The organism is Azospirillum brasilense, assembly GCF_022023855.1.
GTDB lineage: Bacteria > Pseudomonadota > Alphaproteobacteria > Azospirillales > Azospirillaceae > Azospirillum > Azospirillum brasilense_F.
Genome location: NZ_CP059451.1, coordinates 695,869 through 712,529, shown reverse-complemented (window position 1 = coordinate 712,529; position 16,661 = coordinate 695,869). Strand labels below are relative to the sequence as shown.

Genomic DNA, 16,661 nt, shown 5'->3' with positions numbered 1-16,661 from the left:
AACCGTGTTCAGCGTCGTGGCGCGGCCGGAGCCTTTCCCCCGGCCGCGCCATCGTCCCCGCGATCAGCCGACCGCCAGTTCGAGGCGGGTCGGGCTGCGGAAGGTGGTGGAGGGCATCCAGGGCAACTGGTCCTGCACCCGGACGAACTCCGGCACGCGCTTCAGGAACTCCTCGCAGGCGACGCGGGCGGCCAGACGGGCGAAGGCGGTGCCGAGGCAGGCGTGGACGCCGCCGCCGAATCCCAGATGCCCCTTCGGCTTGCGGTCGATGTCGTAGAGATGCGCGTTGACGAAGCGCCGCTCGTCGCGGTTCCCCGATCCGTAGGCGAGGCAGACGAAATCACCGGCGTGCATCGTCTGGCCGTGCAGCGCGACGTCCTTCTGCAGGCAACGGCGGAAGCGCTGGGCCGAGGTGTTGAAGCGCAGCGATTCCTCGATGGCGTCGGGGATCAGCGCCGGGTTGGCGGCGAGCCGGCGGCGCGCGTCGGCGTGGTCGGCGAGGTTCAGGGCGAACATCGCGAGGAAGCCCGACAGGGATTCGATGCCGGCCATGATCAGCGTGGTGATGGTCATCTGCACCTCGCGGTCGGCCAGCTTCTCGCCGGCGACCTCGGCCTGGATCAGGGCGGTGATGAGGTCATCGCCGGGCTCACGCTTGCGCAGCTCCACCAGCTCCTTGGCGTATTCGCTCATCCACTGGAAGGCGGCGAGATGCTCCGGCCCCTTCTGGCGGGTGCGGGGATCGGACTGCACCATCAGCACGGCCTTGTCGCGCACCATCCGCTCGTTCTCGCGCGGCAGGTTGAACAGGCCGAACAGCACGTCCACCGTGACCTTGCTGGAAACGTCGCCGACGAAGTCGAAGGTCTTCTCCCCCTGCACGGCGTCCAGCGCCCGGTTGGCCGAGGCGCGCACCGGCTCGGTCAACCCTTCCACCGCCTTCTTGGTGAAGGCGAACTGGACGATGCTGCGCAGGCGGTCGTGGCGGGGCGGATCGGTGGTGCCCAACGTGTTGCCGGCGCGGTTGGGCATCTCGTCCATCAGGTTGCCCTTGGCCGAAGAATAGGTTTCCCAGTCGTTCAGCGCGGTGACGATGTCGTCGTAACGCGACAGCACCCACATGTTGGCTTCCTCGCTCCAGAAGCAGGGATGCTCGTCGCGCAAGGTCTTGTAAAAAGGAAACGGGTCGGCATCGACGGCCAGGGAGTAAGGATCGAAACGGAACATCGGGCGCAGTCCTCCGACACCCGCGGCGGCGGGCGGCCAATTGGCGGTTTTTGGTTTGGATCGACGCGAACCGTTCAGGTCGCGAACAATTGCATCCTAGACGGGTTCGCCTTTGCGGCGGAATGGACGAAGCGGAAGGAAAATTGTACTTTTTCGACAAACGAAGGCGCGGGGGAGAACGGCATGGAGCAGGCAGCGAAGGGGACGGCGCAGACACGGTCCGGCGCGGTGCCGCTGTTCGCCCTCTACGGCGAGGAGGCCCGTCTCACCGACGCCGAATTCATCCACATCGAGGACATCGAAAGCCGCAGCCGCCTCTATGACTGGGGCATCGGCTCCCACACCCACCGCGGGCTGTTCCAGCTGGTGGCGGTGCTCGACGGCGGGGCGCGCGTGCAGATCGACGACCGGATGGCGGAGGTCGCAGCCCCCTGCGTGATCGTCGTTCCCCCGGCGGTGGTGCATTCCTTCCAGTTCCGGCCGGGCAGCCACGGCTATGTGCTGACGGTGGCCGAGGTGATGCTGTTCGACGGGGCCAGCGCGCAGAGCCGGCCGCTGTTCGAGGCGCTGTTCCTGCGCCCGTGCCTGATCGATTTCACCGACGCCCCGGCGGCGGCGGAGCGCGTCTCCACGCTGCTCAATCAACTGATGACGGAGTTCCGCTGGCCGCAGCTCGGCCGGTCGGCGATGTGCGAGTGGCTGCTGCGCGGCGTCCTGCTGCTGCTGGAACGCCAGCGAGCGGCGGCGGCCGGCGCCGACCCGGCGGAGCGCGTGCGCACCGAGCTGTTCGCCCGCTTCCGCGCGCTGGTCGAGGACCATTTCACCGAACATTGGACGATCCCGCGCTACGCGGACGCGCTGGGGATCACGGAATCGCGGCTGAACCGCCTGTGCCGGCATCTCGCCGGCCGCTCCGCCTTCGAGGTGGTGCAGGACCGCCTGCTGCTCGAAGCGAAGCGCCGTCTGGTCTACATCGCCGCACCGGTGGCGATGATCGCCTATGAGCTGGGCTTCCAGGACCCCGGCTACTTCAACCGGGTCTTCAAGAGGCTGACCGGGAAGACGCCGGCCGCCTTCCGGCGCGCGGCGCGGGCCGAATAACGCGAACCGTTCGTCACCGCTCGACCGGATCGAGCCGCGCCAGAATGGCGTCGGCCAACGCCCGGTAATCGCTCTCGCCGATGGCGTGGGCGTCCAGTTTGAGGTCGCCGACGCGCTGCTGCCAGTCGACGGCGGCGCGGGCCATGCCACCGGCCAAACCCAGTTCATCGACGGTGCGCGCGACCTCGCGCATCTCGGCGGCGCGGCGGACGCCGTGGGTCATGACGCGCTCCTGCATATAGGCGGCGCGCTCCTTGAAGCCGAAACCGGGGTAGGTGACGTCCAGGGACTCCAGCACCATCTCGTCCACCCCGGCCTTGCGCCCGGCCAGCACGCATTCGAGGAACAGCGCCTCCAACCCCTTCATCATGACGCTGCGGATCATCTTGATGGAGGAGGCGGTGCCGACCGGTCCCGCCGCCTCCCTGGCGCTCATCTCCAGGGCCGACAGGGCGGCCAGAGCCTCGGCGGCGTGCGGACCGGCGACCAGCAGCGGCGTTTTATGAAGCTTCGGATGGACCGGCGCCATCACCGCCAGATCGACGTAGCGCCCGCCGGCAGCCTCGACCGCCTGCGCCGATTCCCGCTTGGTGCCGGGCGCGCAGGAATTGCCGTCGAAGAACAGGGCGCCGGGCGCGAGATGGGTGGCGGCGTTGCGGGCGGCGGCCTGTGCCTGATCGGCAGTGACCAGCGAGAAAACCAGCGCGGCCCCGGCCAGGGCATCCTCGACCCGCTCGGCGCCGGTCACTCCGGCCGTCACGTAGTCGGCCCATTTGCGGGCGCGCACCACCCCGTCGGCGGACCCGGTCTTGACGTCAAAGGCGGCGACCGTGTCCGCCAGCCCGGCGCTCCGCCAGCCGGACCGGAAGGCCGACGCCGCCTCCCCGAAACCGATGAAGGCCACCTTGTCCGTCCGCCGATCCTGCACCGTCATCGCCGCCTCCGCCCGTCCGTACGCTGGGAGTCCATCTCCCTTCCAACGGGCATGGCTAGCACGCCGGCACTCCGCCGGCGTCATTCAATGACGGATCATCCTATCCAATTTTTGAATAGCGCTTCCTGCGCGCTTTGAATGGCCGCTCACGGGCGGGGGACCGGCGAGACGGCCTGCTTCCCGGCCTTGCGGAGCAGGTCGAGGAAATGCGCCTGCGTCGCGGTCGGGCGCCATCCCCGGCGCACGGTGAGGCCGATGGTGCGCTCGGTGTTGGCCAGCTCCACCGGCAGGATGACCAGCAGGCCCAGCTCATGCTCATGCCGGATCTGGTGCGCCGAGATCAGCGTCAGCCGGTCGCTGCCCAGCAGAAGGCCGCGCACCAGGATCTGCGAGCTGGTCTCGACCAGCCCGCGCGGCGGCCCGTCGGCGAACAGCGCCTCGAACCGGTCGCGCGTCGGCGTGCCGCGGCGTGGGACCACCCATTGGCACCCCGCCAGCTCCTCCAGCGTCAGCTTCGGACGGCGGGACAGCGGGTGGAAGGCGCGCGCGACCACGACCAGCGGGTCTTCGAACAGGGGTTCCTGCACGACGTCGTCGATGGGCAGCGGATCGCGCAGCGCGCCGATCAGTACATCGATCTCGCCGTGGCGCAGCCCGTGCAACAAGTCGTCGTAGGGGCCATCGAGAACGTCGAACTGGACGTCCGGACGCTCGCGCACCAGCGCGTTGACGGCGGTCGGCAGGATGAAGGGGCGTGACAACGGCATGCTGCCGACGACGATGCGGGCGGTGTCGCCGCCCAGCCCTTCGCCGACCTCCGCGAAGCCCTGCTCCAGCTCCGTGATCGCCAGTTTCACATGCTGGACCAGCGCCTTGGCGGCGGGGGTCAACGCGATGCCGGCGGCGGTCCGCGTGAACAGCGGCATGCCGGCCAGCCGCTCCAGGTCACGGGCGGCGCGGTGCAGGGTGGGTTGCGAGATGCCGACGGTGCGTGCCGCGAGGCTGAAATTTCCGGCGTCGGCGACCGCGGCCAGCGCCCGGATCTGCGCCGCGGTCAGAAGCTGGTCGAAATCCGCCACACCGCGCAGGCCGCCCTTGCGCCCGCCGATGCGGACGGCCTCGCGCGTGCCGGTGCGCAGGCGGTCCAAGGCACGCTCCACGCGGTCGAGGAAAAGCACGCCCATGGCGGACACCGCCATGCCGTCCGGCCGCCGCTCGAACAGGGGGGTGCCGACCTCCTCCTCCAGCTTGGCGATGGCCTGGGTGATGGCGGGCTGGGACAGATGCACATGCTCCGCCGCCTGACTGATGCTGCCGCGCCGCGCCACCTCGCGGAAGGCCCGCAAATGCCGGATGTTGGGAATGCCGTTCATTCGGACTTTCCTGCTCCACAGCATCGCTGCCGGAGTAGCCATAGCAAAATTCAATGGCTCCAGCTTATCGTCGGGACGCCGTCCGGTAAAGGGGCCGGGCCGTGGAGAGCGTTACACCGCCGCCGCGCGCTTGACCGCCTCCATCATGCCGACAAAGCCCTGGGCCAAACGGTATGGCCCCTGCGGATCGGCCGCCTGGGCGAAGCATGCGCGAAGCCGGTCCCAGTCGGGTGCCGGGCATATCTCCTCGAACCAGGGGCCATGCTTCCGCCACGGGGCGAGCGCCCCCGCGACGTCGGCCGGCAAGACGCGTCCGCCGTCGCGTTCCTGCTCCAGGAAGGCCAGGGCCGACCGGCAGCCGCCGACCATGTTCTCGGCGAAGACACCGAGGCTGTCCGGGTGCAGGCGGGGGCGCCCATCCGGGTCGATGTAGAGGATGGGCAAGACCGGAGCCAGCCGCGGGAACAGGGTGTTCGCCCAGATGGTCCCGCCCCAGTAGACCTGGGCGATCTGGGCGAAGTGGGCCACCTCGACGACCGGTTCGAGCCCGCTCGCCTCCAGGGGCAGGATCTCGACCTTGGGCTTGGTGACGGTCACGGTGTCGTTGGCCACGTCGACGTAGAGGGCGCCGACCTGCATGGCGTTCTGGAAATAGCTGCCACGCAGCGCCCCCCAGATCGGGGACAGGCGACCGCCCTCCCGGACGAAGGCCGCAAGGGCCTGCGTGATTGGCGTGTCCGGCGCGGCGATCCGCCGTCGCAGCCGCTCGAAGACGGCATCGCTGATTTCGCGGCAGAAACCCTTCGGATAAGCGTAGCGGCGCTTCGGGAAGGTCAGCCGGCCCTCGTCCCGATCCCGATCGACGCCATGACGCAGGTCCAGCATCAGCGCTTCCAGAGCGGCAAGGTGAGGGCCGAGCCACCGCTCCGTCAGGGCGCGCATCCCCTCGTCGGGCGGAACCAGGCGGCGGTGGCCCTGCCAGAGCCGCAACTGGCGGTCCAACGGAGTTTCGGTGCCCGTCGGCGGACGGAAGGGATCGGTGTGAGTCACGGGCGGGCGGTCTCCGGGAAAGCGGCAACCGTCCATTCGGGCCGCAAAGCCAACCCGGGCGGAGCGGCGCGCGGCATCCCCGATCTGGTCCTCGCCCAGGCTGATCCCGGACAGGTAACGCCATCGCCAGGCCGGAGGTCAATCTTGCCGAGGCGCCGACCTGTTTCAGCCGGCGGCCCTGGCGGGACCGATGGTCCCGGTGACCGTCCGCGAGTTGCCGACCGGCGTCATCACCACGGCGCCTCCGAGCCCTACGGGCTGACCTTCACGCGGGAGAATGCTCAATCCCTGCCGTCTCCCATGATCCCGAGCTGACCGCGCAACGCCGCCAGGATCTCCACCGACAGGTCGGGATCGGCCTGCGCGGTGGCGCGGGCCAGCGCCATGCCGCCGATCAGGGCCGACACGATGGCGATGGCGCGATCTCGGCGGCCGGCATCACCCGCCCCGCCCCGCCCCGGCAAGCGCTCTTCCACCGCCTCGAAGAAGCGCTCGACTCCGGCCCCGAAGCGCTCCTGCACAGCGGGGTCCTGCCGCGCCACCTCCCCGGCGAAGGCGGCCATCGGGCAGCCGGCGTCCGGCCGGTCGCGGTGCCGTTCGCTCAGATAGCGCGTCAGGAAGGCGTTGAGCGCGCCCTCCGGCGACTCTTCGTCGGCGGGCAGCCGGTCGAGGCTCTCCGCGAAGGCGGCCTCGCACGCCTCGGCGGCCAGCGCGTCCTTCGAGGCGAAATGGCCGTAGAAACCGCCATGGGTCAGCCCGGCGGCCTTGGTGATCTCCGCCACCCCGACCTTGTCGAATCCGCGCTCGCGGAACAGGCGCCCCGCCGCCCTGACGATGGCGGCCCGGTTCTCCGCCGCCTTTTCCTTGGAAACCTTCACGTCGTCACCCTGTGCATGGCTGCCACGCCACCATCGTAGGGGGTCGCGGCAATATTCATGATGGACGTCATGAATAAGTCCATTCATGATGATCATCATCATAACCCAGCGAGCATGGAGAGGACAATGACGGATATGAGCGGCGGCGTGGCCCTGGTCACCGGCGGCACCTCGGGCATCGGGCGGGCGACCGCGCTGGCCTTCGCCAAGGCGGGCGCCACGGCCATCGTCACCGGACGGCGCGAGGCGGAGGGGCTGGAGACGGTGGACCTCGTCCGGCAGGCCGGCGGGCGCGCCGTCTTCGTCCAGGCCGACGTCGCCGACGCCGAGGAGGTCGCCGCCCTGTTCGCCCGGATCGAGCGGGACCACGGCCGGCTCGACTACGCCTTCAACAACGCCGGCATCCATTTCGGCCGCTCGGTGGCCGACACGACGGAGGCCGACTTCGACCGCATGGTCGCCGTCAACATCAAGGGCGTCTGGCTGTGCCTGAAGCACGAGCTGCCGATCATGCTGCGGCAGGGCAAGGGCGCCATCGTGTCCACCGGCTCGGTGCTGGGCCAGATCGGGCTGGCCGGCAACAGCGTCTATTCCGCGAGCAAGGCGGCGGTCGAGGGCATGACCCGCAGCGTCGCCATCGAGGTCGCCAAGTCCGGCGTGCGCGTCAACGCCGTCTGCCCGGCGATCATCCAGACGCCGATGAGCGCCGGGTCCTTCGGCGGGGAAGAGGCGGTCAACGCGGCGCTCGGCCCGCTGCACCCGGTCGGGCGCGTCGGCCAGCCGCGCGAGGTCGCCGACACCGTGGTCTGGCTGTGCTCCGACGCCGCGTCCTTCATCACCGGCCAGTCGATCAACGTCGACGGCGGGCTGACGGTGCAGTGATCCCCACCCCATCCAGGAGTTCGCGATCATGGACGCCACCAATCCCGCCGTCGACCCCGTCGTCATCGTGTCGGCCGCGCGCACGCCGCTCGGCCGTTTCCAGGGGGAGCTGTCGGCTCTGCCCGCCCACGCGCTGGGCGCCCATGCCGTCCGCGCCGCCCTAAGCCGCGCCGGGCTGGCGCCGGAGCGCGTGGACGAGGTCCTGCTCGGCTGCGTGCTGCCCGCCGGCCAGGGGCAGGCACCGGCCCGGCAGGCGGCGCGCGGCGCCGGTCTGCCCGACGCCACCGGCGCCACCACCGTCAACAAGGTCTGCGGCTCCGGCATGAAGGCGACGATGCTCGCCCACGACCTGATCCGCGCCGGCTCCGCCGATTTCGTGGTGGCCGGCGGCATGGAGTCGATGTCCAACGCGCCCTATCTGCTGGCCAAGGCGCGCGGCGGCTACCGCATCGGGCACGACCGCATCCTCGACCACCTGATGCTCGACGGGCTGGAGGACGCCTATGAGGGCGGGCGCCCGATGGGCGATTTCGGCGAGGCGACCGCCGACCTCTACGGTTTCACCCGCGCCGAGCAGGACGCCTACGCCGTCGAGACGCTGACCCGCGCCCGCGCCGCCATCGCGAGCGGCGCCTTCGCGGCCGAGATCGCGCCCGTCACCCTGGCGGTGAAAGGCGGAGAGCGCACCGTTGCCGACGACGAAAACCCGCTGAAGGTCGCGCCGGAGAAAATCTCCGGCCTGAAGCCGGCCTTCCGCCGCGACGGCACGATCACCGCGGCCAGCTCCTCGGCCAACGCCGACGGGGCGGCGGCGCTGCTGCTCACCCGCCGCTCGCTGGCCGAGCGCGAGGGGCTGCCTGTGCTGGCGACCATCCTCGGCCACGCCACCCACAGCCAGGACCCGGCCTGGTTCACCACGGCGCCAATCCCGGCGATCCACAAGCTGCTCGACCGCGTCGGTTGGGGGGTGGGCGACGTCGACCTGTTCGAGATCAACGAGGCCTTCGCCGTCGTCGCCATGGCGGCGCGGCGCGATCTGGGCATTCCCCGCGACGCGCTGAACGTCAACGGCGGGGCCTGCGCGCTCGGCCATCCCATCGGCGCCACCGGCGCGCGGCTGATCGTGACTCTGCTGCACGCGCTGGCCGCGCGGGGGCTGCGCCGCGGTGTCGCCTCCCTTTGCATCGGCGGCGGCGAGGCCACGGCCATCGCGGTCGAACGGCCCGCCTGACCCTTTCCGCCACACCGGAAGCGCATCCATGCTCTCCTCTCCCGTCGCCGCCGCGCTGGCGCGGCGCAACGTCCATTACGGCTGGGCCGTCGTCGGCGTCACCTTCCTGACCATGCTGGTGTCCGCCGGTGCGGTCGGCGCCCCCGGCGTCCTGCTGCTGCCCCTGCAGCGTGAGTTCGGCTGGTCCACCGCCGACATCTCGGTGGCGCTGGCCATCCGCCTGCTGCTGTTTGGCCTGATGGGGCCGTTCGCCGCCGCGCTCATCAACCGTTACGGCGTCAAGCGGATGGTGCTGTCCTCCTTGACGCTGGTCAGCGGCGGGTTGCTGCTGTCGCTCGCCATGCGCGAGGTCTGGCAGCTGATCCTGCTGTGGGGCTTCGTCGTCGGCTTCGGCACCGGCCTGACCGCCATGGTTCTAGGCGCCACCGTGGCGACGCGCTGGTTCAGCCGACGGCGCGGGCTGGTTGTCGGGCTGCTGACCGCCAGTTCGGCCACCGGGCAACTCGTCTTCATGCCGCTGCTGTCGATGCTGACCGAGCAGATGGGCTGGCGCGTGGCGCTGGCGCTGCTGTGCGGGCTGCTGTGGGTGGCGGCGCTGGCCGTGCTCGCCCTGATGCGCGACCGTCCGTCCGACCTCGGGCTGGCCGCTTATGGCGAGGAGGGAGGGGCCGCCGCCCCGCCGCCCGCCGGATCGGTGGTGGCCGCCGCGCTGGGCGCCCTGCGCGATGCGTCGAGGACACGGGTCTTCTGGGTGCTGTTCGCCACCTTCTTCATCTGCGGGGCGAGCACCAACGGGCTGATCCAGACCCATCTGATCCCGCTCTGCGTCGATTTCGGCGTGCCGGAGGTGCGGGCTGCCAGCCTGTTGGCGCTGATGGGAATCTTCGATTTCGTCGGCACGGTCGCCTCGGGCTGGCTGTCCGACCGCTACGACAACCGCTGGCTCCTGTTCTGGTATTACGGCCTGCGCGGGCTGTCGCTGCTGTTCCTGCCCTATTCCGACTTCACGCTCTACGGCCTGTCGCTGTTCGCGGTGTTCTACGGGCTGGACTGGATCGCCACCGTGCCGCCGACCGTCCGACTGACCGCCGAGCGGTTCGGGCGGGAGCGCGCCAACCTCGTCTTCGGCTGGGTCTTCGCCGGGCACCAGATCGGTGCAGCCTGCGCCGCCTTCGGGGCCGGCTACGCCCGCAGCACGCTGGACAGCTACCTGCCGGCCTTCTTCATCGCCGGGCTGCTCTGCCTGGGGGCCGCGCTGCTGGTCCCGACGCTGGGCCGCGCCCCGGCCGCCAAGCCGGCGCCGGCCACCTGAGGGCGCATGCCCGCAGCGAGCCCATCGACTGTTTTAGCCCTCTCCCCTCTGGGGAGAGGGGACAACCAAAGCCCCATCGACTTCGCGCCGAGCTGTGCTTAGATAGGCACAACCCGGCCTGCTCCTTGTGCGGGCCGTCCCCACTGCGTCGATGGACCGACCATGGACAAACTGCACGCGATGCGCGTCTTCGTCCGCGTCGTCGAGGTCAACAGCTTCACCAAGGCCGCCGACACGCTGGGCCTGCCGCGCGCCTCGGTGACGACGACCATACAGAATCTGGAGGCGGCGCTCGGCGTGCGCCTGCTCCAGCGGACGACCCGCAAGCTGAGCCTGACGCTCGACGGCGCCGCCTATCTGGAGGGCGCCACCCGCATCCTCTCCGACCTGGAGGAGATAGAGACCTCCTTCACCAGCGCCCGCAAGACGCCGCGCGGACGGCTGCGGGTGGACATGCCGGGCTCGGTCGGGCGGCTCATCATCATCCCGACCATCCACGAGTTCCACGCCCGCTACCCCGACATCGAGATCATGATCGGGATGAGCGACCGCCCCATCGACCTGATTCAGGAAGGGGTGGATTGCGTGCTGCGCGTCGGCGATCTGGTGGATTCCAGCCTGATCGCCCGCCGGGTCGGCGCCTTCCGCCCGGTGACCGTCGCCAGCCCGGCCTATCTCGCCCGCCACGGCACGCCCCGGACCATCGAGGAGTTGGAGGGCCACAGCGCCGTCAACTACTTCACGCGCACCGGCAAGATGCACGAGATGAGCTTCGAGCGCGACGGCGTCATCCACGAGGTGAAGCTGAACGGCCCCGTCTCGGTCAACGACGCCGACGCCTACGTCACCTGCGCGCTGGAGGGGCTGGGCATCGGGCAGACCGCCCGCTTCATGGCGCTGCCCCACCTGCGCAGCGGCGCCCTGGTGGAGATCCTCAAGGAGTGGCGCCCGGCGTTGATGCCAATCTCCGCGCTCTACCCGCACAACCGCCACCTGTCGCCCAAGGTCCGCGCCTTCGTCGACTGGGTCGCCGAACTGTTCGAGGGCTGCCCGCTGATGCAGGGCGAGGAGATCGACGGTTACGAGTGTCCGGACCGGGAGAAGCCAAAGCCGGCTCCCGCCACCACGGAACCGGAGGGCGCCCGTCTCTGTGTGGTGTGACCCCCTATCAAGCCCTCTCCCTCCTGGGGAGAGGGTTTAAGGTGCTGGCACTCCTACCGTCGTCGATTGTTCATCCGATCCGAATTGTGTTGCCGTTGACCGCGTATTTATTCCGAACGGCCTGACGTCCACACTCCCTCCTGTTGCAATGCGGGAGGGGTGCCAGGGCACCGTCGGATCATGGGCCGCTCGTCGGATCAGTCGAACACACGCAATGCCGGGACAGAGCCATGCCGGCTCTCGGTCGATGACCGGACCATCGCCGGCCACGCCCAGGACATCCGGCTGCGCCTCTACCGGCCGTTGATCGGGCTGACCGTTCCGGCCCTGCTGTACCTGCACGGCGGCGGCTTCACCTCCGGTTCGCTGGAGGAGGCGGAGACCGCCGCCGCCGCTATCGCCGAGAGCGTGCCGGCACTGGTCGTCTCGGTCGGCTATTCGCTGGCCCCGGCCCACTGCTTCCCCACCGCCGCCCACGACGCCCACCAAGCGGCGCTGTGGACCCTGGCCGAAGCCCGCGACCTGAACATCGCCAAGGGCGGGCTGGGTGTCGCCGGGCACGACGCCGGCGGCCATGTCGCCGCCTCGCTGACCTTCCTCGCCCGCGACCAGGGCGAGGTGGACATCCGCGCGCAGGCCCTGCTCGGCCCCATGCTGGACCCCAGCCTGACCCGCGCCGGCGACGCCCAGGCGATGCAGTGCGACGTTCCGGCAACCGCCTACGCCCGCTGCTACCGCGCCTATCTGCCCGACGCGGCGCAGCGCCTGCACCCCTACGCCGCCCCACTCGATTCCCGCCGGCTGGCCGGGTTGCCGCCGACGCTGATCGTCACCGCGCAGAAGGACGTCCTGCGCATCGAGGCGGAGCAGTACGCCGCCAACCTGATCGGTGCCGGCGTGCCCACCGAGGTCACCCGCTTCCCCGCCATATCGCACGCCGCGCTGCCGGGCCACCGCCCGGCGCTGCTGGCTGTCGCCGACTTCTTCCGCCGCCGCCTGTCCCCCGCGGACGGCCGCGGCGCCTTCGTTTGACTCCCCAGGAGAGTGGTCCCATGTCGTTGTCTCCTTCAAAGCTTGCCCTCCTTCTCGCCGTCGGCGCCGCGACCGCCGGTGTCGCCGGTGTCGTCGCCACCCAGGGCCACGCCGACGCCCCCGCCGCGGCGACCGCCGCCCCGCCGCCGCCCGAGGTGGACGTGGCGCCGGTCGTCGCCCGCAAGATCACCGACTGGCAGTCCTACTCGGGCCGCCTGGAGGCGGTCGACCGGGTGGAGGTGCGCCCGCAGGTGTCCGGCGCCATCACCGCCGTGCATTTCCGCAACGGCGCCCTGGTGAAGAAGGGCGATCCCCTCTTCACCATCGACCCGCGCCCCCACGTCGCCGAGGTCGCCCGGGCCGAGGCCCAGGTCGCCGCTGCGCAGGCCGCGGTGCGCTTCACCACCGCCGACCTCGACCGCGCCCAGCGGCTGGTCCAGAACAACACCGTCTCGCGCCAGACGCTCGACGAGAAGGAGAACGCCGCCCGCGAGGCCGGCGCCAACCTGAAGGCGGCGCAGGCGGCCCTCGACCTCGCCCGCATCGACCTGGAACACACCCAGGTCACCGCACCCATTTCCGGCCGCGTCTCGCGCGCCGAGGTGACGGTGGGCAACGTCGTGGCGTCCGGCGCCTCCGCCGCCCCGCTGACGACCCTGGTCTCGGTCTCGCCGATCTACGCCTCCTTCGACGTCGACGAGCAGACCTACCTGCGCCACATCGCCAGCGTGAAGGACGCCGCCGACGTGCCGGTCCAGCTCGGCCTCGCCAACGAGAGCGGCTATTCGCGCGGCGGCACGGTGGAGCATGTGGACAACCGGCTCGATTCCGTGTCGGGTACCATCCGCGTGCGCGCCAAGTTCGACAATCCGGACGGGATGCTGGTCCCCGGCCTCTACGCCCGCGTCAAGGTCGGCGGCAGCACCCCGCACGACGCGCTGATGGTCGAGGACCGCGCCATCAACACCGACCAGGACAAGAAATTCGTCCTGGTGGTCGGCGTCGACGACACCGTGCAGTACCGCGAGATCATCCCTGGCGCCGCGCAGAACGGCTTGCGGGTGGTCAAGAGCGGCCTCGCCGCCGGGGAGCGCATCGTCGTCAACGGCGTCCAGCACGCCCGCCCCGGTGTCCGCATCAGCCCGAAGACCGTGGCGATGGGCAAGCCGGCCGACACCATCGAAACCGCGTCCAACAACCCGTGATCCCGCCCTCATGAGCCGGACCCCGCTGGGAAAGCCATCATGAACATCTCGAAATTCTTCATCGACCGCCCGATCTTCGCGGGCGTGCTGTCGGTGGCGCTGTTCCTGGCGGGAGCGATCTCGCTGTTCCAGTTGCCCATCTCCGAATATCCGGAGGTCGTCCCGCCGTCGGTCGTCGTGCGCGCCCAGTTCCCGGGCGCCAACCCCAAGGTCATCGCCGAAACGGTCGCCTCCCCATTGGAGGAGCAGATCAACGGCGTCGAGAACATGCTGTACATGCAGTCGCAGGCCAACAGCGACGGCAACATGGCGCTGACCGTGACCTTCCGGCTGGGCACCGACCCCGACAAGGCGCAGCAGCTCGTGCAGAACCGCGTGGCGCAGGCGTTGCCGCGTCTGCCGTCCGACGTGCAGCGGCTGGGCGTGACGACGGTCAAAAGCTCGCCCACCCTGACCATGGTCGTGCATCTGCTGTCGCCCAACGACCGCTACGACATGACCTACCTGCGCAACTACGCCATCCTGAACGTCAAGGACCGGCTGAGCCGGATCTCCGGCGTCGGTGAGGTGCAGGTGTGGGGCGCCGGCGACTATTCCATGCGCGTCTGGCTCGACCCCAACAAGGTCGCCCAGCGCGGCCTGACGGCGTCCGACGTGGTGGCGGCGATCCGCGAGCAGAACGTCCAGGTCGCGGCGGGCGTCATCGGCGCCTCGCCGTCCCTGCCCGACACGCCGTTGCAGCTCTCGATCAACGCGCAAGGCCGCCTGACGACGCCGGAGGAGTTCGGCGCGATCATCCTGAAGACCGGCGAGCAGGGCGGCGTCACCCTGCTGCGCGACGTCGCCCGCGTCGAGATGGCGGCGGCGCAGTACGGCCTGCGCTCGCTGCTCGACAACAAGCCGGCGGTGGCGCTGGGCATCAACCAGTCGCCGGGAGCCAACGCGCTGGCCATCTCCGACGCCATCCGGGCGACCATGGCCGATCTCAAGGCCGACATGCCGGACGGCGTCGATTACAGCATCGTCTACGACCCGACGCAGTTCGTCCGCTCCAGCATCGACGCGGTGATCCACACGCTGCTGGAGGCCGTCGCCCTGGTCGTGCTGGTGGTCATCGTCTTCCTTCAGACCTGGCGCGCCTCGATCATCCCGTTGCTGGCGGTTCCGGTGTCCATCGTCGGCACCTTCTCGCTGATGCTGGGGCTGGGCTATTCGATCAACGCGCTGTCGCTGTTCGGCATGGTGCTGGCCATCGGCATCGTCGTGGACGACGCCATCGTCGTGGTGGAGAACGTCGAACGCAACATCGAGAACGGCCTGTCGGCCAAGGAAGCCACCTACCGCGCCATGCAGGAGGTCAGCGGCCCGATCATCGCCATCGCGCTGACGCTGGTCGCCGTCTTCGTCCCGCTGGCGGCGATGAGCGGCCTGACCGGCGAGTTCTACAAGCAGTTCGCGATGACCATCGCGATCTCCACCGTCATCTCCGCCTTCAACTCGCTGACCCTCTCGCCGGCCCTGGCGGCAGTCCTGCTGCGCGGCCACGACCAGCCGCAGGACTGGCTGACCCGCGCCATGAACCGGGTCTTCGGCGGCTTCTTCCGGCTGTTCAACCGCGTCTTCCACCGCGCCTCGACCGGCTACGGCCGCGGCGTCGGCGGGGTGGTGCGGCACAAGGGGCTGATGATGCTGGTCTATGTCGGGCTGCTCGGCGTCACCGTGCTGCTCGGCCGCACCGTGCCGATGGGCTTCGTCCCGGCGCAGGACAAGGAATACCTCATCAGCTTCGCCCAGCTTCCCAACGGCGCCTCGCTCGACCGCACGGAGGCGGTGATCCGCGAGATGACCGACATCGCGCTCGCCCGTCCCGGCGTGCAGAGCGCCGTCGCCTTCCCCGGCCTGTCGGTCAACGGCTTCACCAACAGCTCCAGCGCCGGCATCGTCTTCGTCACGCTGAAACCCTTCGCCGAGCGCAAGGACCCGTCGCTCTCCGCCGCCGCCATCGCCGGTGATCTGCAGAAGCGCTACGCCGGCCTGAAGGAGGCTTTCGTCGCCATCTTCCCGCCGCCCCCGGTGATGGGCCTCGGCACGCTGGGCGGCTTCAAGATGCAGATCGAGGACCGCGGCGCGCTGGGCTACGAGGCGCTGAACGCGGCGGTCGGCTCCTTCCTGAAGAAGGCCATGGAAACGCCCGAGCTGGGACCGGCCTTCTCCAGCTACCAGATCAACGTGCCGCAGCTCGACGTCGATCTCGACCGCGTGAAGGCCAAGCAGCAGGGCGTGCCCATCGGCGAGGTGTTCGACACCATGCAGATCTATCTCGGCTCGCTCTATGTGAACGACTTCAACAGCTTCGGCCGCGTCTACCAAGTCCGCGTCCAGGCCGACGCGCCCTTCCGCGCCGAATCCGCCGACATCGGCCTGCTGAAGACGCGCAACGCCCAGGGCGACATGGTGCCGCTCTCCTCGCTGGTCACCGTCAAGCAGAGCTACGGGCCGGAGATGGTCGTGCGCTACAACGGCTACACCGCCGCCGACATCAACGGCGGGCCGGCCCCCGGCTATTCGTCGGGCCAAGCCCAGGCGGCGGCGGAGCGCATCGCCCAGGAGACCCTGCCGCGCGGCGTGCGGTTCGAATGGACCGACCTGACCTATCAGGAGATCCTGGCCGGCAACGCGGCGCTGTGGATCTTCCCCATCAGCATCCTGCTCGTCTTCCTGGTGCTGGCCGCCCAGTACGAGAGCCTGACCCTGCCGCTGGCCATCCTGCTGATCGTGCCGATGAGCCTGATGTCGGCGCTGGCCGGGGTGTGGCTGACGGGAGGCGACAACAACGTCTTCACCCAGATCGGCTTCATGGTGCTGGTCGGCCTGTCGGCGAAGAACGCCATCCTGATCGTCGAGTTCGCCCGCGAGCTGGAGCATCAGGGGCGCAGCGTGGTGCAGGCCGCCATCGAGGCCAGCCGGCTGCGGCTGCGGCCCATCCTGATGACCTCCATCGCCTTCATCATGGGCGTGGTGCCGCTGGTCACCTCCACCGGCGCCGGCGCCGAGATGCGCCACGCGATGGGTGTCGCGGTGTTCGCGGGGATGATCGGCGTCACCCTGTTCGGCCTGATGCTGACCCCGGTCTTCTACGTCCTGCTGCGCACGCTGGTCGGGGCCGGCAAGCCGGCCGCGGCGCCGACCGGTCCGGCGCTCGCCCACGGGCATGGGGACGACTGAGCGTCCCTGAGGGAACCGTCGCCTTAACCGTGGCGGGGAGCCGGGGCCGA

13 protein-coding genes are annotated in these 16,661 nt (G+C 69.9%); 8 read left to right on the top strand and 5 right to left on the bottom strand.

Annotated features, from left to right (window positions below):
* Nucleotides 1-63 precede the first annotated feature (63 nt).
* Nucleotides 64-1,227 (bottom strand): cytochrome P450, encoded by a 1,164-nt coding sequence (locus H1Q64_RS25905; protein WP_237906733.1) that lies wholly within the window; start codon nucleotides 1,225-1,227, stop codon nucleotides 64-66.
* A gap of 183 nt (nucleotides 1,228-1,410) precedes the next feature.
* On the opposite strand from H1Q64_RS25905, the gene H1Q64_RS25900 reads away from it, so the two are divergent.
* On the top strand, nucleotides 1,411-2,328 hold the full coding sequence (locus H1Q64_RS25900) for a helix-turn-helix domain-containing protein (protein WP_237906732.1): 918 nt from the start codon (nucleotides 1,411-1,413) through the stop codon (nucleotides 2,326-2,328).
* Nucleotides 2,329-2,341: 13 nt separating this feature from the next.
* On the opposite strand, the gene H1Q64_RS25895 is transcribed toward H1Q64_RS25900, so the two are convergent.
* The 4 genes from H1Q64_RS25895 to H1Q64_RS25880 form a co-directional block, all read right to left on the bottom strand.
* The gene (locus tag H1Q64_RS25895) at nucleotides 2,342-3,262 is read right to left on the bottom strand and encodes an NAD(P)-dependent oxidoreductase (RefSeq protein ID WP_237906731.1); all 921 of its coding nucleotides are present in this window, start codon (nucleotides 3,260-3,262) and stop codon (nucleotides 2,342-2,344) included.
* A 146-nt stretch (nucleotides 3,263-3,408) separates the two neighbouring features.
* The gene (locus H1Q64_RS25890; protein WP_237906730.1) at nucleotides 3,409-4,635 is read right to left on the bottom strand and encodes a LysR family transcriptional regulator; all 1,227 of its coding nucleotides are present in this window, start codon (nucleotides 4,633-4,635) and stop codon (nucleotides 3,409-3,411) included.
* 111 nt (nucleotides 4,636-4,746) lie between these two features.
* Nucleotides 4,747-5,685, bottom strand: a complete 939-nt coding sequence (locus H1Q64_RS25885; protein WP_237906729.1) for a hypothetical protein — start codon at nucleotides 5,683-5,685, stop codon at nucleotides 4,747-4,749.
* Nucleotides 5,686-5,966: 281 nt separating this feature from the next.
* The gene (locus H1Q64_RS25880; protein ID WP_237906728.1) at nucleotides 5,967-6,563 is read right to left on the bottom strand and encodes a TetR/AcrR family transcriptional regulator; all 597 of its coding nucleotides are present in this window, start codon (nucleotides 6,561-6,563) and stop codon (nucleotides 5,967-5,969) included.
* Between the two features lie 126 nt (nucleotides 6,564-6,689).
* Here H1Q64_RS25880 and H1Q64_RS25875 point away from each other — a divergent pair, with 126 nt between their 5' ends.
* The 7 genes from H1Q64_RS25875 (at nucleotide 6,690) to H1Q64_RS25845 (ending at nucleotide 16,611) form a co-directional block, all read left to right on the top strand.
* A complete protein-coding gene (locus H1Q64_RS25875; protein ID WP_014199259.1) occupies nucleotides 6,690-7,445 on the top strand; it encodes an SDR family oxidoreductase in 756 nt (251 codons plus the stop codon).
* Nucleotides 7,446-7,473: 28 nt separating this feature from the next.
* Nucleotides 7,474-8,676: an acetyl-CoA C-acyltransferase gene (locus tag H1Q64_RS25870; protein ID WP_237906727.1), complete on the top strand. Its 1,203-nt coding sequence runs from the start codon at nucleotides 7,474-7,476 to the stop codon at nucleotides 8,674-8,676.
* Nucleotides 8,677-8,704: 28 nt separating this feature from the next.
* Nucleotides 8,705-9,988 (top strand): MFS transporter, encoded by a 1,284-nt coding sequence (locus tag H1Q64_RS25865; RefSeq protein ID WP_237906726.1) that lies wholly within the window; start codon nucleotides 8,705-8,707, stop codon nucleotides 9,986-9,988.
* 162 nt (nucleotides 9,989-10,150) lie between these two features.
* On the top strand, nucleotides 10,151-11,149 hold the full coding sequence (locus tag H1Q64_RS25860; protein ID WP_237906725.1) for a LysR family transcriptional regulator: 999 nt from the start codon (nucleotides 10,151-10,153) through the stop codon (nucleotides 11,147-11,149).
* A 180-nt stretch (nucleotides 11,150-11,329) separates the two neighbouring features.
* A complete protein-coding gene (locus tag H1Q64_RS25855; protein ID WP_237906724.1) occupies nucleotides 11,330-12,181 on the top strand; it encodes an alpha/beta hydrolase in 852 nt (283 codons plus the stop codon).
* A gap of 20 nt (nucleotides 12,182-12,201) precedes the next feature.
* Nucleotides 12,202-13,386: an efflux RND transporter periplasmic adaptor subunit gene (locus H1Q64_RS25850; protein ID WP_237906723.1), complete on the top strand. Its 1,185-nt coding sequence runs from the start codon at nucleotides 12,202-12,204 to the stop codon at nucleotides 13,384-13,386.
* 39 nt (nucleotides 13,387-13,425) lie between these two features.
* The gene (locus H1Q64_RS25845) at nucleotides 13,426-16,611 is read left to right on the top strand and encodes an efflux RND transporter permease subunit (protein WP_237906722.1); all 3,186 of its coding nucleotides are present in this window, start codon (nucleotides 13,426-13,428) and stop codon (nucleotides 16,609-16,611) included.
* Nucleotides 16,612-16,661: the final 50 nt, after the last annotated feature.

Coding starts and splice junctions, on each gene's coding strand:
- H1Q64_RS25905 (WP_237906733.1), bottom strand. CDS start 1,227: ATGTTCCGTTTCGATCCTTACTCCCTGGCCGTCGATGCCGACCCGTTT.
- H1Q64_RS25900 (WP_237906732.1), top strand. CDS start 1,411: ATGGAGCAGGCAGCGAAGGGGACGGCGCAGACACGGTCCGGCGCGGTG.
- H1Q64_RS25895 (WP_237906731.1), bottom strand. CDS start 3,262: ATGACGGTGCAGGATCGGCGGACGGACAAGGTGGCCTTCATCGGTTTC.
- H1Q64_RS25890 (WP_237906730.1), bottom strand. CDS start 4,635: ATGAACGGCATTCCCAACATCCGGCATTTGCGGGCCTTCCGCGAGGTG.
- H1Q64_RS25875 (WP_014199259.1), top strand. CDS start 6,690: ATGACGGATATGAGCGGCGGCGTGGCCCTGGTCACCGGCGGCACCTCG.
- H1Q64_RS25870 (WP_237906727.1), top strand. CDS start 7,474: ATGGACGCCACCAATCCCGCCGTCGACCCCGTCGTCATCGTGTCGGCC.
- H1Q64_RS25865 (WP_237906726.1), top strand. CDS start 8,705: ATGCTCTCCTCTCCCGTCGCCGCCGCGCTGGCGCGGCGCAACGTCCAT.
- H1Q64_RS25860 (WP_237906725.1), top strand. CDS start 10,151: ATGGACAAACTGCACGCGATGCGCGTCTTCGTCCGCGTCGTCGAGGTC.
- H1Q64_RS25855 (WP_237906724.1), top strand. CDS start 11,330: ATGGGCCGCTCGTCGGATCAGTCGAACACACGCAATGCCGGGACAGAG.
- H1Q64_RS25850 (WP_237906723.1), top strand. CDS start 12,202: ATGTCGTTGTCTCCTTCAAAGCTTGCCCTCCTTCTCGCCGTCGGCGCC.
- H1Q64_RS25845 (WP_237906722.1), top strand. CDS start 13,426: ATGAACATCTCGAAATTCTTCATCGACCGCCCGATCTTCGCGGGCGTG.